Source organism: Micromonospora sp. DT48 (assembly GCF_049844495.1).
Classification (GTDB): domain Bacteria; phylum Actinomycetota; class Actinomycetes; order Mycobacteriales; family Micromonosporaceae; genus Micromonospora.
The window spans coordinates 603333-622034 of the sequence record NZ_JBNCLE010000005.1 but is presented as its reverse complement, the minus strand read 5'-3'; the positions used below and the strand labels follow the sequence as shown (position 1 = coordinate 622034).

The following is an 18702-nucleotide window of genomic DNA, read 5'->3' as shown; positions in this document are numbered from 1 at the left end:
ACCAGGACCACGGCAGCAGCCGCAGCCAACCCCGACCGCCAACGACGTCTGGATGGGGAGGTGGGACGAACCTCACCGAGGGACTTCATGGTCCGCTCCTTCGATTAGGGCCACACGTGCAGTCCGTGGATGCCGTGCGGATGTGCCGGCGTCGGGTGGTGGCGTCAGCACGTGGTGTCATGCGATCGGGTCGCCTGAATGGCCGACCAGCGTGACGACGTGCCCAGGTCGAGGCTGGCCGGCGTGCGACCACGGTGGGGAATCCGGCTCCCGGCAGCCACGAAACCCCATCCGTGACAGCGAAGTTAGCGTTAACGTCGTCATACGTCAAACGACAGAGGTCTATGCCTTGATCGGCTTCGCCGGGCCCGGTCCGACGGTCACGGAGTCCAGGACAGGTTCGGGTTGACCCGCCCGAACCAGTCGAAGACGGCCATGTTGTCCCAGCCGTTACCGGTTCCGTTGATGTCCGCCGGGTCCCATCCGTTGCCCCGGATCGCGTACCAGGTCGGCTCCCAGTAGAAGACGCCGACCGCGCCGGCGTTGCGCGCGGTGTTCTGCACCCAACTGAACTGCTGCGCCTGCCCCGACCAGGTGGCCGGGATGTCGTCACAGCGCGCGGTGCCGGAGATGACGTTCGGCTGTTGGTCGGCGTCGGCCGTGGTGAACGGGTACGCCGTCTCGGCGATCACCACCGGCTTGCCGTAGCGGGACCGCACGTCGGCGATCACGTTGTACAGATTGGCCAGCGTGCCGTGCCAGTGGCAGTAGTAGGACAGGGCGGTGACGTCCCAGGTGACCCCCTGCGCCCTGATCCCGTCGTAGAACCAGCGGGCGTTGGCGTTGCTGTCCGCGTTCGCCGTGTGGATCCACACCTGGGTGCCGCCGTGGCACGCCTTGGTGGCCCGGTAACCCTGCTTGAGCAGACTCGCCAGTGGGGCGAAGTCGTTGTTGACCACCCGCCCGGCGGGCCACAGCATGCCGACGTTGATCTCATTGCCGATCTGCACCGCGTCCGGCGTGGTGCCCTGCGCCCTCAGCGCGGTGCAGACGTCGTAGGTGTAGGCGTAGACGTCCTCCTGCAACCGACTCAGCGAGTGGTCGGCCCAGGCCGCCGGCGGGTACTGCTTGCCCGGGTCGGCCCAGGTGTCCGAGTAGTGAAAGTCGATCAGCAGCTTGAAGCCCTTGGCCTTGATCGCCCTGGCCTGCTGGAGCACCCGGGCCTTGTTGTTGTAGCCGCTGGCCGGGTTGTTCCAGACGCGCAGCCGCAGATAGTTGACGCCCTTCGAGGCGAGGATGTCGTAGGGATCGGCCTGCGCGCCGGAGGCGTCGTAGTAGCGCGCGCCGAGGTCGAGGCTGCGTTGCAGCGAGGAGACGTCGGCGCCGCGCATGGTGAGCGTGTTGGCCGCCTGCGCGGGGGCGGTCAGGGCCAGCGGGGCCGCGAGGACGACCACCGCCGCCAAGGCCCGGAGGGACGGTTTCATGGCGCTCCTTCACATCCAGGGATGCGGATGCCCGAGAGGTTCGGGCGTGTCCGGTGTGCCGCCGGACGGCTCGACACCAGGCAAGGTGGTGACATGTGTCGATGGCTTGGGTCGACAGTCAGCGTGACCCATGCCGGCCCTCGACGCCAGCCCCCAGTCTCGTAAGGGCCGCGCGGTGCGCCGCATAGCATCCGGTACATGACGGAGGAGCGCATACCCACGCGGTGGGACATCCTGGACGAGCGGTTCGCGGCGGTGGGCGGTGACCGCGTGGTGCGGCGGCTGTTCGACGGCGGGCGGTGGTTGGAAGGGCCCGCGTACTCGGCGGCCTGGCGTTGCCTGCTGTTCAGTGACATCCCGAACGACCGGGTGTTGCGGTGGGACGAGATCACCGGCCGCTGCGACGTCTTCCAGGCGTCCGCGGGCTACCCCAACGGCCGGACCATCGACCGTCTCGGCCGCGTGGTGACCTGCGAGCACGGCAACCGGCGGGTCACCCGGACCGAGCCCGACGGATCGCTGACCGTGGTGGCGGACCGGTGGCAGGGCAAGCGGTTCAACAGCCCGAACGACATCGTCGAGACCTCGGACGGCGCGTTGTGGTTCACCGACCCGAGCTACGGCATCGACAGCGACTACGAGGGGCACCGGGCCGAGCCGGAACTCGACGGCTGCCACGTCTACCGCTGCTCGCCGGACGGCCGGGTGGAGCGGGTCGCCGACGACTTCCTACGCCCCAACGGCCTCGCGTTCTCCGCCGACGAGCGTCGCCTGTTCATCGTCGACACCAGGCGTCGCCACCTGCGTCACTTCGACGTGGACCCGGACGGGAGACTGCGCGACCGGGGCGTACTCGCCGAGTGCGACGCCGGATCGTTCGACGGGATCCGGCTCGACCGGGAGGGCCGGTTGTGGGTCGCCGCCCACGACGGTCTGCACTGCTTCGACCAGCAGGGCACGCTGCTCGGCAAGCTCCGGCTGCCGGAGATCTGCTCGAACCTCACCTTCGGCGGCCGCAAGCGCAACCAGCTGTTCGTGACCGCCACGACCTCGGTCTACTCGCTCGCGCTCAACGTCACCGGCGCGGGCCCGACCGGTCGTTAGGCCGGGCCGCGACAGCGGCGTCCCGCTCACCCCGCCGGTGAGCCGCCGGGCAGGGAGACCACCAGCTCCTGGGGACGGTGGTCGGACACCGGGTGCCCGGTACCGAACCGGTAGGAGTGCACCCGCACGTCGGCCGACACGAACGCCCAGTCCAACCGCCACCACTGCGGCCAGCCGGGGCTGTCCGCCCAGCTCGCCGGGTACAGCGACGGCATCGCGTAGGCGGCGTCGCGCAGGCCGTCGGGCAGCTTGCGCAGGTCACCCATGGCAGGGCTGGTGTTCAGGTCACCGGCGAGCAGCTTCGGATGCGGGTTGGCGGCCACGTCCGCGGCCAGGACCCGCCACTGCGGTTCGCGCTGCGCGTACTGCTCGCGCAGCACCCGGTAGAAGGCCCGGTCGAACAGACTGTGGTCGGGTGACAGCTGCACGGGCAGGTGCAGGTTGTACATCGACAATACCCGACCGCCACCGACGTCCAGGTCGGTACGCAGGGTCTTGTAGCGCCACCCGTCACCCGCCCCGGCGACCTCCGGCGGCAGATCGTCGGCCAGCAGCGGCTCCTGCCGCAGCACCGGCAGGCGCGAGACGGTCACCAGTTCACCGACGGCCACCACGTGGAAACCGGGGAACTCGGCGCGCAGCCGCTCCAGGTCCGTCTCCGTCGGCCCGGCGGTCCGCGCGTACCAGTACTCCTGCAACAGGTAGACGTCGGCGTCGGCCTCCCGCAGCATCCGGTACATCGTCTCGGTCTGGTCGCCCTCGTCCCAGTAGTCGGTGTTCCACACGAAGACCCGTACCGCGTCGGGCGGCGCGACACCGTCACCGCCCTGCCACCGACGGATGTTGACGCCGGACTGGCCCGCGCCGAGCAGCAGCGCGACGGCGGCGAGCAGCGCCACCGTGCGCCGCCGTCGGCGCAGCACCGCCGCGCCGACGCCCAGGGTGAGGGGAATGAGGACGAAGGTCAGCGGCGGCACGGCGTCCACCGCGAGCCACAACCACCACCGCCCGCTGATCACCAGGTGCGTGACGGTGAACGCGAGCCACAGCGCGGCGGCGACGACCAGGAACGCCGCGGGCAGGCGACGTGGTGCCGCGCGGGTGGACGCGTCCGGTTCGGTGCCGGCCACGGCCACCGGCGCGGCCGTCGTCACGCCGACTCCCACCGGGGGGTGCTGTCGATCGGGAAGGAGGCGTCGTACAGCTGCCGGAAGGGCCGGGACAACACCCACTGCACGGCACCGGTCGCCACCCCGGCGCTGATGGTCACGTTGACCACGAAGTGCAGCGCGGCGAAGCCGAGCAGGGCCAGCAGTCCGTGCCGGCGCAGCACGAACCGGTACATCCCCGCGTCGCAGGCCAGCGACGTGGCGAGCAGGGCGACCGGGACGACGGCACCGACGGGGCCCAGCACCAGCGGTACGGCCAGCGCCGGCAGCGCGGCGAAGGCGGCGAGGCTGCCTCCGGCACGGGAGGCCGTCTCGAAGCCCTTGCTGAATCGCCGGGCCCGCGCGTACAGCGGGATCCGCAGCCGTCCCCGGTGGAACAGCTTGCGGAGCAACCCGACCAGTTCGTGATCGTGGTCGTGCCGGCCGCGTACCTCGGAGGTGAGCACCATCCGGTGCCGACGGGTCAGCCGGTAGCCGTAGTCGACCTCCTCGGTCTGCCGCAGGGCCGGGTTGAACGGCCCGACCTCGTCGTAGACGCTGCGGCGGATGACGCACATCGCCGGGAAGAGGAACGATATGTCGCCCTCGGAGCTGATCGACCAGTAGTGGTACTGCAGGCCCCGGTAGCGCGAGACGAGGGTGTCGTGGAGCAGCGGCTCGGCGTCCTGGATGCCGCAGACCGCCCCGATGGTCGGGTCCTCGGTGAGGATCCGCACCGCGGTGGCCACCGCGTCCGGTGCCAGGGCCAGGTCGGAGTCCACATAGCAGATCAGCTCGCCTCGGGTGTGTGCGGCGCCCACGTTGCGGGCGGTACCGCAGCCACCGTTGACGCCGGTGCTGACCACGTTCACACCGAGGGCGGCGGCCACCGCGACGGACTGGTCGGTGCTGCAGTCGTCGACCATCAGCAACTCGATGTTCGGGTACGTCTGGTCGAGAATGGACCGCAGGCACAGATCCAGTGACTCGGCGTAGTTGTAGTTCGGCACGATTATCGAGACCAGCGGCAGCTCGTTCATCGGGTCGCGACCTCCGGACGGTCGTAGAGCCGGCGGAACCGGGCCGAGGCCAGCCAGGCGGCCACACCGCACGCCGCGGCGACGGCGATGACTAGGTTGAGGAAGAAGTGCATCGCGATGAAGTAGATCAGAAACAGGGCGCCGCGTTCAGCCCACACGAACCGGTACATGGGCGCGTCGCCGGCGATGAACGCGATCAGCGCGGCGATCGGCACCAGGAGGAACAGCGGGCCGAACAGCAGCGGCAGCACGGTGGTCAGCAGCGCCAGCGGGGCGGCGATGCTCACCCAGGCCCGGGGGCCGCTGCGCAGGCCGCCGGGGAACTCCGGCTTTCGGGCGTAGAGCGGGATGTGCAGGGCGGTACGGGTGAACACCTTGCGCACCAGCACACCGAGTTCGTGGTCGTGGTCGTGCACACCGCGTACCCGGGGGGAGAGCAGGATCCGGTAGCGCTGCGCGAGCCGCATCCCGTAGTCGGCGTTCTCGGTCTCCCGCAGCTCCGGGTTGAACGGTCCCACCTCGTTGAAGACCCGCGCCGGGATGGCCAGCAACGCGGTGTACAGCGTCATGATCTGGCCCTCGTCGGCGATCAACCAGTAGGACTGTTGCAGGCAGCGGTACTCCTCCAACAGGCTGTCCCGGATCAGCGGCACCGGGTCGTAGTTGCCGCAGACCGCCCCGATCGTCGGGTCGGCGGTGAGCAGTTCGACCGCGTTGGCCACCGCGTCGGGCCGGGCGGCCACGTCCGAGTCGATGAAGAACAGGATCTCCCCCGCCGCAGCCGCCGCGCCCAGGTTGCGCGCCGCCGCCGGCCCTCCGTTTCGCGGGGTACGCAGCACCTGCGCCCCGTGTGCCTCGGCGACCGCGACCGAGTCGTCGGTACTGCAGTCGTCCACCACGATGATCTCCAGGTGGGGATATGTCTGCGCGCGCAGCGAGTCCAGGCAGAGGTGCAGCGCACGGGCGTAGTTGTAGTTCGGCACGATGACCGACACCAGGGGTTGCTTCATCAACTGTCCGTCCAGGTCAGCAGGTTGGGGTAACGGGCGATGATCTGGGCCAGCGCCAACGTGACACCGGCCAGCGCGGCGCACACGACGATGGTCCGGTCCCTCAGCAGGATCCGGATCGGGTCGCCGCCACCGCGCAGCACCAGGACGGCCTGGAGATAGCGGAAGGCGGCGAGCAGACCCAGCGGTACGACGATGGCCAGTGCGAGCGGCGGGTACGCGTCGACCGGCGCGTCGATGTGCAGGTACAGCAGGAAGGTGGTGCCGGCCAGCGAGGCGGTGAGCCCGAGCAGGTGGTCGGTGAGCAGCAGGTTGTAGCCGTCCAACGCCGGTCGGTGGGGTGTCCCCAGGGCAGCCAGCTCGTGGCGGCGCTTGCCGAGGATGAGCACCAGGCACCCGCTGAACACGGCGGTGAGCAGCAGGCTGGAGACCTCCGCGCCGGTGGCCGCGTACCCCTGCAACACCCGCAGCACGAAGCCGGCGGAGACCACACAGACGTCCAGCAGTGGCACGTGTTTGAGCCACCTGCTGTAGGCGGTGGTCAGCACCAGGTAGGTCAGCAGCGGCCACCAGTTCACGGCCGGTCCGGCGACGATCACCGCGACCAGCGCGACACCGAGCACGCCCGCGTACACCCAGGCCACCGCGACCGAGACGCGGCCCGCGGCGATCGGGCGGTTGCGTTTGCCCGGGTGTTCCCGGTCGCGGTCACGGTCGGCGATGTCGTTGACCACGTAGATCACCGAGGAGGCCAGCGTGAACGCGATGACCGCCCAGAGGCATCGCCACAGGGTCGCGCCGGTCCACACCGGGGTGTCGGCCAGCGCGAGCGGCACGGCGAGCAGGTTCTTCACGGCGTGGCCGGGGCGGGCCAGCGCCACCAGGGGTCGCAGCGGCGTGGGTAGGCGGGTGCTGCGCCGGGTGACCACCGGGGCGGGCGGCTCCACCGCGGTTTCGACGGACGTCATCGCGGCACCCCTGTCAGAAGAAGATCTTCGCGGCGGCCAGGGCACCCTGCTTCCAGGGGTCGCGACTCGTCCGTCCCTGCCGGGCGGGGCGGGCCCGCTGCTGTTCGGCGCGCCACCACTCGTAGGTGCGCAGAATGGCGTCCTGGTTGGACAGCTTGGGTTGGAAGCCCAGGCGTTGGCGGGCCTTCTCGGTGCTGACGTACGAGTCGGCCATCAGTTTGTGCAGCAGGCGGCCGTAGACCGGGGACAGCTTGCTGCGTTCGAGCAGGCTGAGGGCGGCCAGTGCGGGCCGGGCGGGCAGCGAGACCACCCGGCGGCCGTGGCCGGCGGCGTCCAGGACCGCCTGGAAGTCCTCGCGGAGGGTGCCGAAGCGGTCGGCGCCGAGGTTGTAGGTGTCGTTGAAGACGTCGTCCGGGGCGTTGTGGACGGTGACCACCGCGTCGACCAGGTCGTCGACGGCGAACATCTGGATCCGCACGTCGCCGCGGCCCAGCACGGGGAAGTTGCGCCCCTCCTCGGCCCATTCGAAGAGCATCGCGAACAGACCCATGCGGCCGGGGCCGAGGAAGGTCTTGGGGCGCAGCACCGCCACCGGCAGTCCCCGGGCGCGGTGCTCCTCGGCGATCTCCTCCGCTGCCGCCTTGGCCGCGCTGTAGGTGTCGACCGGGGTACGCGGGTGCTCCTCGGGGGTGGGCACCTGCTTGGGCAGTCCGTACACGGCCGTCGACGACACGTGCACCACCCGGGTGACCTGGGCCCGCTGCGCGGCGGCGAACACGCTGCGCGTGCCGTCGACGATGACCGACTTGATCTGGTCGTCGGGGTAGCTGGGCAGGGCCGCCGCGCAGTGGATGACCAGGCTGCTGCCGGCGAAGGCGCGATCCAGTAACCGTGCGTCACGAATGTCGCCGACGTCGGTGACGGTGCTCTCGTCGCGTAGGTCGACGCCGCGTACCTGATGGTTGTCGGCGGTGAGCCGTTCCACCAGACGGGAGCCGAGCATGCCGGCGGCGCCGGTGACCGTGATCACCACAGCGATCCCACCTTCTGCGCGACGAAGCGGGTGACCAACCGGGTCAGCCCCTGGTCGAGCACCTCGCCGAGGGCGTCGATGCCGCGTTGCACGTCGGCGGGCTCGGTGACCAGGGACGGTGCGATGATCAGCGGGTTGCGTCCGTTGAGGGCGTAGTAGGTGAAGATGTCGTGGTCGCGGTACAGGGCGTTGACCACGGCGGAGGTCACCAGCTTGGCCTTGAACCGAGGATCCTTGGCCACGCCGCTCGGGGCGAGTCGGGCCACCAGGTCGAGGACCTTCGGGCCGCCCTCGATCTGGACACCCCAGAGCGCCCCGGCACCGGCCACCCGGCCGACGGCGTCCGGGTACTCCTTGGCCAGCCGGTTCAGTCCCGGTTCGAGGACACGTTCCAGTTCGCGGGCCCGCGCCGGGTAGTCGTCCTCCACCACCACGTTGATCGCTTCGAGGGCGGTGACACACTCCTCCCCCATCCCGTAGTACGTGGTGCTGGTGCTCTGCAGCAGCGCGTCGGTCAGATTGTCGTACGCCCTGCGGAACACCGGTTTACGGGCCACGAAGGCCGAAATCGACGACTTGCCGCCACCGAAGGATTTGCTCGTGGTTAGCACATCCGGTATCAACCCTGGGTAGCGCATGAAGTAGAAGAGGCTACCCGTCTTACCCCAGCCGGTATAGATCTCATCGAAGATCAACACAATGTCATGCTGGTCACACAGTTCTCGCACCCCACGGAGGAACGATTCGTCACACCACTGAATGGTAGAGGCGCTGAACGGCTCGATGATGAGGGCGTAGACATCGTCCGGATGGGCGTCGATGGCCGACCGTACAGAATCTAGATCCCCGTAGGCGAAAGGGACGATTCCCGGAATTGTCGGAAAGTTGAAGTGCGGCTGCCCGGTGAGACCGCCGGAGGCCAGCAGCTTTCCGTGGAAAGCGCAGTCCGCGCGCAGGATGGTCCCACGCCGGCCACCGTGGTACTTGTAGGCCAGCTTCACCGCCCCCTCCACCGCCTCCGCCCCCGAGTTGGGCAGGAAGGACATCGAGAGGTCGCCGGGAAGCAGCTCCGCGAGATTATGACCTAGCGCCGCAAGGTAGGGCGAAAAGTACGTCTTGTGGACCTCCATCCGCTGGCGCTCGGCAAAGCGGCGGCGAGCCTCGATGATCCGTGGGTGGTTGTGCCCGTGGTTGAGCACCCCCACCCCGCCGGTCAGATCGAGGATCCGGCGGCCGTCACGTAATGTCAGGTAGGCACCCTCAGCCCGCTCGACCAATTCTCGGCCGAACCCGAACGAGGTCATCAGATTGACCTGGCTTGCGTTCACGTACCGCCGATAGAGGTCGTGCACCTCCCGAATGGTGAGACGTTCGCATTCCTCGACGCTGACCAGATTGGGCATGGCCGGGACGCTATCCATTGCCCCGAGATCTTTCCTGGACCGTTGCTGGATGCAACCTTGACTACGCAAGGCAACCCTTGCGGCAGCGCTGGCCGATCGTTAACTTGGTCGCAGTACAGAGAATTTTCTTCGTCAATTTCCTTAGCGCATTGCCCTACGTCCCGAAGGTGTTGAACATGCCGCCGACGGTCTCGGTCATCATCCCCACCCACAACAGCTCGAAGACCCTGGGTGCCTGTCTCGAGGCGGTTCGTCGGCAAGACCACCCGGTGACCGAGGTCATCGTCGTCGACGATGCCAGCACCGACGACACCCGGGACATCGCCCGACGTTTCCCGTGCCGACTGTTGGTCACCGACCGCAACGCCGGCCCGGCCGCCGCCCGCAACCGTGGCATCCAGGCCAGCACCGGCGATCTGCTGTTCTTCCTGGACTCCGACTGCGCACCCGAGCCGGACGCGCTGAGCAACGCCCTGGCGATCCTGCGCGAGCAACCCGACGTCGCCTGCGTCCACGGCATCTACGCGCTCACACCGCTGTTCGACGACGGGCCCGTCGAGGCGTACCGCCTGCTGCACGGGCACTACTGGCGGCTGCGCAACGTCGGTCGGGTGCGCACCACCCTCTTCGCGATCTGCCTCATCCGGCGGGAGGTCTTCGACGCCGTCGGCCTGTTCGACGAGAACCTGCGGGCCTCCGAGGACGTCGAGATCGGCGACCGGATGGGCGACCGCCACGGCATCGTCCTCACCGACACGGTCGTCTGCCGTCACGACGACGACAGCCAGCTCGGCGCGCTGCTGCGCAAGCAGTTCCGTCGCTCGCAGCTGCTGATCCCGGTGGCCCTCGCCGAACGCGGCCCGGCCGGCATCCGGGCAAACACCCCGGCGGGCCTGCTCACCGCCGCCCTGGTGCCGACCTCCCTGCTGCTGGCGCCGTTCACCGCCGGCTGGCCGCTGGCGACCCTGCTGGGTTTCGTGCTGTTCACCGTCGCCGAGCCCGCCCTGCTGCGCTTCGTCCTGCGTCAGCGGGGCCCCGCCTTCGCCGCCTTCTTCTTCGCCGTACACCTGACAGTCCAACTGGCCGTCGTCGCCGGTGCCGTGGTGGGCGGGCTGCGTCACCTCACCGACCGCAGCTTCGGGCCGACCCGGGTGCCCGCCGCGAAAACGTCCCGATGAACACCGGCCACGGGACGCTCGCCCGGATCCCCGCTCAGCTCTGCGCGCAGGCACTGCACTACCTGATGTTCGCCTACCGTGGCCGACAACTCCTGCGTCGCCGTCCGACCCTCGGCGGTCCACAGTGGCCCACGTTCGGCGTACCGGGTGACGACGTCGCGCTCACCATCGACGACGGGCCGCACCCGACGTGGACCCCGCCGATGCTCGACCTGCTCGACGCCCACGGCGTACGCGCCACCTTCTTCCTCATCGGCGACCGGGTACGCGAGCATCCCGAACTCGCCCGCCGGGTGCTGGCCGCCGGTCACGTGATCGGCAACCACTCCATGACGCACCCACAACCGTTCGCCGCACTGTCCCGCCCGATGGTGCGGGCGGAGATCGACCGGACCCAGCGGGAGATCGAGGACGCCACCGGGGTCAGCCCCCGGTTGTTCCGCGCACCCGGCGGCAACTGGTCGCCCACTGTTCTCCGGACCACTGTCGACCTCGGCCTCACCCCGGTCGACTGGACGGTCAACCCCAGCGACTGGCGCAGTCCGGGCGTCGACCGGATCACCCGGTCGCTGTCCCGTACCCGTCCCGGGCAGATCATGCTCTGCCACGACGGTGGCGGTGACCGGTCGCAAACCATCGCCGCCCTGACCGAGGTCATCCCGAGACTCATCGGCCAGGGGCTCCGCTTCGTCACGGTCGCGGACGACCGGTAGGTGGGGAATGCGCGAACCCCGTTCCGCAGCGGATGACCACCAGTCCACGTCAACCCGTCGACGCACCTGCCGGTGCCCATCCGCCCCGCGAAGCAGCGGGTGCCCCGCAACCGGCCGGAACCGTCGACACCGCACAAGCGCCGGAGCCGGGTCGTGACACCCGGCTCGAATGGGTGGGGGAGAAACTCTGATGTCGCACGATGACCTGTCCATACTGCTGCTCGGCCCGATCCAGGCCCGGCGAGCGGACACCCGCCTGTACCTGGGCACACCACGACAACGCGAAGTCCTCGCGGTGCTGGCGATGCGCAGCGGCATGGTGCTGTCCGTGGCCCAGATCGTCGACGCCATCTGGGTGGGTCGCCGACCCGATTCGGTGGAGAACATGGTGCACACCTACATCGGTCGGCTGCGCCGGGTGCTGGAGCCGCCGGGCCGACGTCCGGCCCTCGCCCGGGTGCTGCGCTCCACCCGTCCCGGGTACACCCTGGACGTGCCGCCGGACGCGGTGGACATCGTACGTTTCGAACGGGACGTCCGGGCGGCCCGCGCCGCCCGCTCCCGGGCCGACCTGCCGCACGCGCTCTACCTCTTCCAGCGCGGCCTGGCGCACTGGTCCGGCCAGGCGCTGCACGAGGCGACCGGCCCACTGGCCGAGGCCGAACGGATCCGGCTGACCGAGCTGCGTCAGGACGTACTGGAGGAGGTGACCGGATTGCGCCTGCTCCTGGGGGACGTGGAGGACGTGGTGGCCGAGTTGCGCTGGATGCTGGTCGAGCATCCGATGCGGGAACGGCTCTGGGAGTTGCTGCTGGTCGCCCTCGGGCAGACCTCCCGGCGCGCGGAGGCGCTCACCGCCTTCCAGGACGCCCGCGCCACCCTCGCCGACCGGCTCGGCGTGGAGCCGGGGCATCGACTTCAGGACCTGCACCGCCGCCTGCTGCGCAGCGAACCCGTGACGGTACGCCCGTGGTGGGAGCGGCGGGTTCCGGTCTGACCCGGCGCCCGGCGGCCCCAGGGCTCAGGTGCGGCGGGCCAGGCCCCCGGACCGACCCGGGGCCCCGGGCGGCCGCTCAGGAACTCGGCGCGGGCAGACGGTCAGGAACTCGGCGCGGGCAGACGGTCAGGAGCTCGGCGCGGCGGCCGGCGTCAGCACGAAGAAGGCTCCTGCGCCGCCGCCGTCGGAGTCCGTGGGCAGTTCGGTGGCCACGTCGAGCGCACACTCGCGGAACACCTCCACGAACTCCCGCGACCGCTGCACGTCGTAGATCTGCACGAGGATCCGCCCGCGCTCGGTGAGCAGGCTGGGCAGCCGGCGCAACAGCTGGGTCGCCTCCGGCACGGACAGGTAGTAGATGACCTCGCGCAGCAGGATCGCGTCGAACCGCTGCGTGGTGTCGTACGTCCGGATGTCGGCCACCTCGAACGACGCGTTCGGACGGTCGAGTGACCGGGCCACCTCGATCGCCCGTCGGCTGATGTCCACCCCGTGGTAGTGCCGGTGCCGACCCTCGGCCAGTGGCAGATTGGCGCTGGTGCCGCAGCCCAGGTCGAGGATCGTCGGGCGGGGTGCCCAGGTCTCGATCAGCGTCAGCGGCACCTCCCCACCGCCGGTGTCGTCCAGGTAGCCCCAGAACCCCAACGCGTACTGGGTGTCCCAGAGCATGGCCGTCAGCCGAGGGCTGCGCCGCACCAACGCCCGAACCGGCGCGCCGACCAGTCGGGCCATCGTCCGAAGTGGCGTGTTACCCATGATCTCCTCCGACAGGTAGGGATGGCCGTCAGCCGACGGGCGCGACCTGCTGGACCGGGTCTCGGCGACGCCGGTGCATGTACTGGGCCAGCAGCAGACCGCCGCCGCCGACCGCCACCTCGCTGAGGGCGCAGACCAGCCGACTGACCAGCACCACCGGGGTCGCCACGGCGACCGGCAGCACGGTGGCCAGGCCGATCATCAGCACCGCCTCGCGTACCCCGAGGCCGTCCGGGGCGATCATCACCGACAGGCCGGCCACCGTCGCGGCGGCGAAGCCGGCCACGCAGATCAGGTACGACCGGGCCGGCGGTGCTCCGGCGACCACCGCGAGCAGCCACAGGTGATGCCCGGAGACCAGCCAGGACAGCGACTGCGCGGTGACCGCCCGACGCACACCGCCGGGAGAGGCGGCGACCTGCGGTGGCGGTCGCCGAAACAGCCGGGCCGCCGCCGCCAGCCCCCGGTTCAGCAGGTCCGGGCGGGCCACCAGCACCACCAGCGGCACCGTGGCGACCAGCAGCCACCCGGCCGCCCCCGACAGCAACGCCGGCCCCGCCGCGAGGGCGACCGTCATCCCGGTCATCGCCACCACCGCCCAGCTGAGCAGGAAGACCCCGGCCAGCCGGACCGGGCCCACCTCGATCTCCTTGCCCATCCGCAACAGCACCGGCAGGGCGACGAAGCGACCGGGGACGAACTTGGCCAGGAAACCCACGAAGAACAGCCGGTACGCGGTCCACCGGTCGACCGGCGCGCCGAGGTCGATGAAGAGCGCCCGCCACGACGCCATGCCCAACAGCAGTCCGGCGGCGTTGATCAGCAGGGCCGCGATCAGTGCCGCCGTCACCCGCAACGGATCCAGTTGGCTGGCCAGCGTCGCCACCGGCGCCCAGTCCTGGGACCGCACGAACAGCACCAGACCGACGGTCAGGGCCACCACGAACACGGCGGTGAACACATGATTGGCCAGCCGCCACCACCGGCCGTTCACCGGCGGGACACCAGGCTCACCGGTCGGGACCGGTCGGCGCGGACCCGCCGCACCAGCGCGGCGCACACTCCCAGTCCCATCCCGACGAACTCGGTCAGGTGGGTCATCAACCGCAACCACGTCGCGTAGACCAGGAACCAGGGGCCCCGGTGCCGCAGGGCGAACGCCAGCAGGTCACGGTCGGCCACCACGGCGGCGGTGAGCAGGGCCACCGGCAGCAACCCCAGCCAGGGGGTGACGAAGACCAGCGGCATGGCCGCCACCGCCAGTCCGGTGGCGCCCATCCCGACCACGGAGCCCAGGTCGACCGGATGCGGCTGCCGCTCCTCGGCTTCGGTCTCGACGGGCGATCTCCGCCAGCGGGCCGCCACCACCGCGTCGGCGTAGGTCACCGCGCGGCGGAACAGCTCCGACAGGTACGGCCACAGCCGGTCCACGTCGTCGTGTCGGCCGACGATCTCGTCGCTGACCCGGATCTCGTACCGCCGGGGCAGCCGAGTGCCGAACTCCACGTCCTCGGCGTCCCGCAGCCGCTCGTCGAAGCCGCCCACCAGCTCGAACACGGCTTTCGGCACGGCCGTGAGCGCGAACATGGTGCTCGTCGTCACCCCGGTCGCCCGACGCCGCCAGTAGTGCTCGAACAACGTCTTGTACGCCTCGACCGGGCCGTCGTCGTAGAGCGGACGCAGGTCGTAGATGCCCTGCACCACGCCACAGTCAGGGTGCGCCTCCAGCACGCGTACCGCAGCGGCCAGCGCGTCGGGGGCCAGCGCGATGTCGGAGTCGACGAAGAACAACACGTCACCGGTGGCCCGCGCGGCACCGGCGTTACGGGCCGCCGACACGCCCCGGTTGGTGGGGAAGGCCACCAGCGTGCACCCGAAACCGGCCGCGATCTGCCGCGACCGGTCGGTGCTCGCGTCGTCGACGACGATCACCTCGGCGGGCGGCAGGGTCTGCGCGTACACCGCCGACAGGCAGTCGCGCAGGGTCCGTTCCTTGTTGAAGTTGGGTACGACCACCGAGACCCTCACCGGATCCCGCCCTCGATGGTGTCGGCGCGGTTCACCGTGGTTTCGTCCCTTCCCTCCGGTTGCGCGGCGGGAGTGGCCGCCGGTTCCGGCTGGGTGGCCGCCGCGTCGACGGACGAGCCGCCCGGACGCAGCGCCAGCCAGCCCAGTGCGGCCGTCCCGACGAGCACGTACGTGTTGGTGTGCAGCAGTTCCCAGCCCTGGAAGTGCAGGTCCGTCCCGCGTAGGCCGATGACCGTCCACCCGGCGCTGAGCACGAGCACGGCCCAGAGCGCCACGCCGAGCAGCACCGCGATCCGGTGCCCGGCCCGTCGTCCGCGTACCACCAGCAGCGTCAGGGCGGGCACACACCACACCCAGTGGTGGTGCCAGGAGACCGGCGACACGAGTAGCCCGGTGACGGCGCAGGCGAGCACACCGAGCAGCGGCTCACCGGCGCGGGCGCACCGGGCCGCGATCACCAGCCCGGCCACCGCTACCGCCGCCGCCAGCGGCAGCCAGACGGCCCGTACGTCGGCGGTGTCGCCCAGCCGGGCCAGCGCGCCGTGCAGCGACTGGTTCAGCACCGTGCGGGGATCTCCGGTGACCCGGTCGGTGTCGAGCAGGCCACCGCCCCAGAATCGGGCCGAGTCCTGCGGTCGCCAGGCGAACCCGATCCCGATGGTGGCGGCGAAGCCGGCCAGCGCCACGCCCGCGGCCCGCCAGCGACCGGTGAACACCAGGTACGCCACGAAGATCAGCGGGGTCAGCTTCACCCCGGCGGCGATGCCGACACCGAGACCGTGCCAGCGTCGGCCGGGACCGCGCAGCAGGTCCACCAACACGATCAGCATCAGGAACAGACCCACCTGGCCGACCTGGAGATGACCGGCCACGGGGAATACCGGCAGCAGCGCGACCGTGCCGGTCAGCACCGCGCCGGCGGAGGCGGCCACCCCGAGGGCGCGCAGTGTCACGCCGACCACGGCCGACAACGCGACGACCGAGACCAGCAGCCAGATTCCGACGCCCACCGAGGGGTCGACGTACGCGATCGGTTGCAACAGGAAGGCGGCGAACGGCGGGTAGGTGAAGCCCAGCACGATGCCGTCGGTGCCCTGGTGGGTGACCTCGTAGAGGTGACCGTCGCCGCGTGTGGCCGCGGCGGCGCCCGCCTGGTAGACGGCGAAGTCACCCCAGAACAGGCCGGTCGTCCGGTGCACGGCGGCAGCCGCAACGGCCAGCAGTATCGGTAGCAGCACCAGGGCTGTCCGGTGTGCTGCCAGCCACCGTCTCACGCCCGGCCGGAGGGCTGGTGCCGGAGAAAGGGCCATCACCGTCTCCCCCTTCAGGCGTCGGCGCAGGAACGGTAGCAATCGATCCATCAACGGATCCTGTAACCGATCTGGATTACCGAGGGTCCCGAAGGGAGGTGGTGTCGAGATCACCTGAGGCCCTGGCCCGCGAGGCGGGCTGATCTCTGCGTGGGCTGATCTCTGCGGCCACTTCCAGCATATCTATCGGTCAAGTCGTGCGAATCGTCCTGGATGTCGATTTTCTGGGTCTGGCCGGTACATATTCTCGTCCGGTCCCGTGTGGCGGCATCCGGCAGACCAGGGAGCGGCGTGTCCGAAACAGAGCGGCAGCTCGCCATCGAGCAGCAGGTGGTCGACAGGGTCTACGCGCGCCTGGAGGTCATGCGCGCCCAGGCGCGAGAGCTGGAGTCGGAAGGTCGCGGCCGCGCCTCGGCCGGGCCGTCGACCGGTTTGGTCGAGCGCGACGCGATGGTGCTGCGCGCCGCGACCAGACTGTCCGACCTCGACGGCCAGGAGGAGGGGCTGGTCTTCGGCCGGTTGGATTTCGACGACGGCGACACCTACCGCGTCGGCCGGTTGGGCGTACGCGACGAGAACCGGGAACCACTGGTGGTGGACTGGCGTGCGCCCGCCGCCGCGCCGTTCTACCGGGCCACCCCCGGTGAGCCACTGGGCGTGCTCCGCCGCCGGATCATCACCTGTGCGGGCCCCCGGGTCGTCGGTGTCGACGACGAGGTGCTGTCGAGCGGTGACGTCGACGGGGTGGTGGGCGAAGGCGCCCTGCTCGCGTCGCTCACCCGGGCACGCGGCCCGCACATGCGCGACATCGTCAGCACCATCCAGCGCGAGCAGGACGAGGCGATCCGGGCACCGGCGACCGGTGTCACCGTGATCACCGGTGGTCCGGGGACCGGCAAGACCCAGGTGGCCCTGCACCGTGCCGCCTACCTGCTCTACACCGACCGGGGGAAGTTCGCCGACGGCCGGGTGCTGGTGGTCGGTCCGTCGACGGTGTTCACCGAGTACATCGGCAAGGTGTTACCCGGTCTCGGCGAGGACAGCGTCCACCTGCGGGCGATCGGCGAGTTGTACGACGGTGTCGTGGCGACCCGCCGGGACCGCGCCGAGGTCGCCAGGTCGAAGGGCGACCTGAAGATGGTGCGGGTGCTCACCGAACTGGCCTGGGACACCCCACCGAACGCGCCGCGACGCCTGGGCAGGCTCGACGCCGACGACCTGGCCAAGGCCCGCCTCGACATCCGACGGCGGTGTGAGGCCCGGGGCATCAAGCCCAACGGTGCCCGCGCCGAGGCGGCGAAGGTGCTCTCGGAACTGCTCAACGGCCGGGAGATCCCGGCGTCCTTCCTGCACGCGTGGTGGCCCACGCTCACCCCGCAGGACGTGCTGCCCGCACAGGACGGGCAGTGGTCGGTCGACGACGTCCCGCTGCTCGACGAACTCGCCGAGATCCTGGGCGAGCCGGTAACGCCGACGCCGACCAGGAGCCGGTGGCAGGTACGGGAGTTGAGCAGCGGTCCGCGTCTGGCGGAGGAGTTCGTGCTCAGCCTGAGCCTCAACGACGGCTGGCAACTCTTCGCACCCGGACTGTCCACGCCGATCGCCGTCTCCGGTCAGTCACTCGACAGCTCCGACACCTGGTCGGCGCAGCGCTGGGCGGCGGCGATCATCCTGCGGGAGGGCCACACGGTGGTGGGCTGGGCAGACGGCTTCGACCCGTACGGCGAGGAGGGGTACGTACCGGAGCTGGCCGAGCCGCTGCCGGTCGCCGCGGTCCCCGAGCCGGTCGAGGACGCGTACCTGCACGTCATCCTGGACGAGGCCCAGGACCTGTCGCCGATGGAGTGCCGCATGATCGCCCGCCGAGCCGCCCACGCCTCGATGACGATCGTGGGTGACCTCGGTCAGGCCACCCATCCGCTGGCCGCCGGCAGCTGGCCGGAGTTGGTGCGGCAGCTGGGCAAACGCGGGGCCAGGATGCTCGACCTGCCCACCGGTTACCGGGTACCGCAGGTCATCGCCGACTTCGCCGCTCGGGCGTTGGCGCCCGGGATCGCGCCGACCCGCTCGTTCCGGCCCGGTGGGAGCCTCACGATCCGCCAGGTGGACGACCTGCGCGCCGCCCTCGCGGCGGAAACCGGTGCGATCATCGCGCCGGACGCGATCGCCGACTCGCTGGGGGCGATCCCGGTCACCCAGGTCAAAGGACTGGAGTACGACCGGGTGGTGCTGGTGGAGCCGGCCGACATCGTCGCCGCCGAGCCCCGGGGCATGAACCGGCTCTACGTCGCGTTGACCCGGGCCGTCGCCGAACTGGTCATCCTGCACACCAAGCCGCTGCCGGAGGCGCTCAGTTCATGATCGTCGGTCGCGACCGCGCATGATCGTCGGTCACGACCGCGCAGGTCGGAGGTTGACGGCGGCCACCGCACCGACTCGGCGACCCGCGCCACATCCGGGCGGGGCGGGAGTCGATCTCGGTACTGTTGGGTAGGAACGAGCTGTACCCAACCAGCGTCCTGCGAGGTAG

At 70.3% G+C, this 18702-nt stretch carries 16 protein-coding genes; 5 read left to right on the top strand and 11 right to left on the bottom strand.

Going from position 1 to position 18702, the window contains the following annotated elements:
- Positions 1-380: 380 nt before the first annotated feature.
- Entirely contained in the window at positions 381-1484 is a 1104-nt protein-coding gene (locus ACLQ2S_RS05920) for a glycoside hydrolase family 53 protein (RefSeq protein ID WP_155215438.1), read from the bottom strand.
- Positions 1485-1682: 198 nt separating this feature from the next.
- Between ACLQ2S_RS05920 and ACLQ2S_RS05915 the strand changes: the two genes are divergently transcribed.
- Entirely contained in the window at positions 1683-2588 is a 906-nt protein-coding gene (locus ACLQ2S_RS05915; RefSeq protein ID WP_155215439.1) for an SMP-30/gluconolactonase/LRE family protein, read from the top strand.
- Positions 2589-2614: 26 nt separating this feature from the next.
- On the opposite strand, the gene ACLQ2S_RS05910 is transcribed toward ACLQ2S_RS05915, so the two are convergent.
- Genes ACLQ2S_RS05910 through ACLQ2S_RS05885 form a run of 6 tightly spaced genes read right to left on the bottom strand, consistent with a single transcriptional unit; the run spans position 2615 to position 9091 of the window.
- Positions 2615-3742, bottom strand: a complete 1128-nt coding sequence (locus ACLQ2S_RS05910) for an endonuclease/exonuclease/phosphatase family protein (protein ID WP_155215440.1) — start codon at positions 3740-3742, stop codon at positions 2615-2617.
- A complete protein-coding gene (locus ACLQ2S_RS05905; protein WP_155215441.1) occupies positions 3739-4776 on the bottom strand; it encodes a glycosyltransferase family 2 protein in 1038 nt (345 codons plus the stop codon). Before ACLQ2S_RS05905 ends, ACLQ2S_RS05910 begins: the two co-directional genes overlap by 4 nt.
- Entirely contained in the window at positions 4773-5786 is a 1014-nt protein-coding gene (locus ACLQ2S_RS05900) for a glycosyltransferase family 2 protein (protein ID WP_155215442.1), read from the bottom strand. The genes ACLQ2S_RS05905 and ACLQ2S_RS05900 overlap by 4 nt, the downstream gene beginning before the upstream one ends.
- Positions 5786-6754 carry a UbiA prenyltransferase family protein gene (locus tag ACLQ2S_RS05895; protein WP_155215443.1) on the bottom strand — a complete coding sequence of 323 codons (969 nt, stop codon included), beginning with the start codon at positions 6752-6754 and terminating at the stop codon, positions 5786-5788. Before ACLQ2S_RS05895 ends, ACLQ2S_RS05900 begins: the two co-directional genes overlap by 1 nt.
- 13 nt (positions 6755-6767) lie before the next feature.
- Complete coding sequence (locus ACLQ2S_RS05890; RefSeq protein ID WP_309222774.1) at positions 6768-7787, bottom strand: NAD-dependent epimerase/dehydratase family protein; 1020 nt, start codon at positions 7785-7787, stop codon at positions 6768-6770.
- Positions 7781-9091, bottom strand: a complete 1311-nt coding sequence (locus ACLQ2S_RS05885; protein ID WP_230462356.1) for an aspartate aminotransferase family protein — start codon at positions 9089-9091, stop codon at positions 7781-7783. Before ACLQ2S_RS05885 ends, ACLQ2S_RS05890 begins: the two co-directional genes overlap by 7 nt.
- Before the next feature lie 266 nt (positions 9092-9357).
- On the opposite strand from ACLQ2S_RS05885, the gene ACLQ2S_RS05880 reads away from it, so the two are divergent.
- The 3 genes from ACLQ2S_RS05880 (at position 9358) to ACLQ2S_RS05870 (ending at position 12078) form a co-directional block, all read left to right on the top strand.
- A complete protein-coding gene (locus ACLQ2S_RS05880; RefSeq protein WP_375335308.1) occupies positions 9358-10368 on the top strand; it encodes a glycosyltransferase in 1011 nt (336 codons plus the stop codon).
- Positions 10365-11081, top strand: coding sequence for a polysaccharide deacetylase family protein (locus tag ACLQ2S_RS05875; protein WP_230462344.1), 717 nt, complete (start codon positions 10365-10367; stop codon positions 11079-11081). Before ACLQ2S_RS05880 ends, ACLQ2S_RS05875 begins: the two co-directional genes overlap by 4 nt.
- 190 nt (positions 11082-11271) lie before the next feature.
- Positions 11272-12078, top strand: a complete 807-nt coding sequence (locus ACLQ2S_RS05870) for an AfsR/SARP family transcriptional regulator (protein ID WP_196222475.1) — start codon at positions 11272-11274, stop codon at positions 12076-12078.
- A 126-nt stretch (positions 12079-12204) separates the two neighbouring features.
- On the opposite strand, the gene ACLQ2S_RS05865 is transcribed toward ACLQ2S_RS05870, so the two are convergent.
- The 4 genes from ACLQ2S_RS05865 to ACLQ2S_RS05850 are packed head-to-tail and all read right to left on the bottom strand — an operon-like array spanning position 12205 to position 16223.
- A complete protein-coding gene (locus ACLQ2S_RS05865) occupies positions 12205-12834 on the bottom strand; it encodes a class I SAM-dependent methyltransferase (protein ID WP_155215447.1) in 630 nt (209 codons plus the stop codon).
- Between the two features lie 28 nt (positions 12835-12862).
- Positions 12863-13828: a lysylphosphatidylglycerol synthase domain-containing protein gene (locus ACLQ2S_RS05860; RefSeq protein WP_196222492.1), complete on the bottom strand. Its 966-nt coding sequence runs from the start codon at positions 13826-13828 to the stop codon at positions 12863-12865.
- Entirely contained in the window at positions 13825-14862 is a 1038-nt protein-coding gene (locus ACLQ2S_RS05855) for a glycosyltransferase (protein ID WP_196222493.1), read from the bottom strand. The genes ACLQ2S_RS05860 and ACLQ2S_RS05855 overlap by 4 nt, the downstream gene beginning before the upstream one ends.
- Entirely contained in the window at positions 14859-16223 is a 1365-nt protein-coding gene (locus ACLQ2S_RS05850; RefSeq protein ID WP_425701270.1) for a glycosyltransferase 87 family protein, read from the bottom strand. The genes ACLQ2S_RS05855 and ACLQ2S_RS05850 overlap by 4 nt, the downstream gene beginning before the upstream one ends.
- 240 nt (positions 16224-16463) lie before the next feature.
- On the opposite strand from ACLQ2S_RS05850, the gene ACLQ2S_RS05845 reads away from it, so the two are divergent.
- A complete protein-coding gene (locus ACLQ2S_RS05845) occupies positions 16464-18533 on the top strand; it encodes a HelD family protein (protein ID WP_425701269.1) in 2070 nt (689 codons plus the stop codon).
- Positions 18534-18702 lie beyond the last annotated feature (169 nt).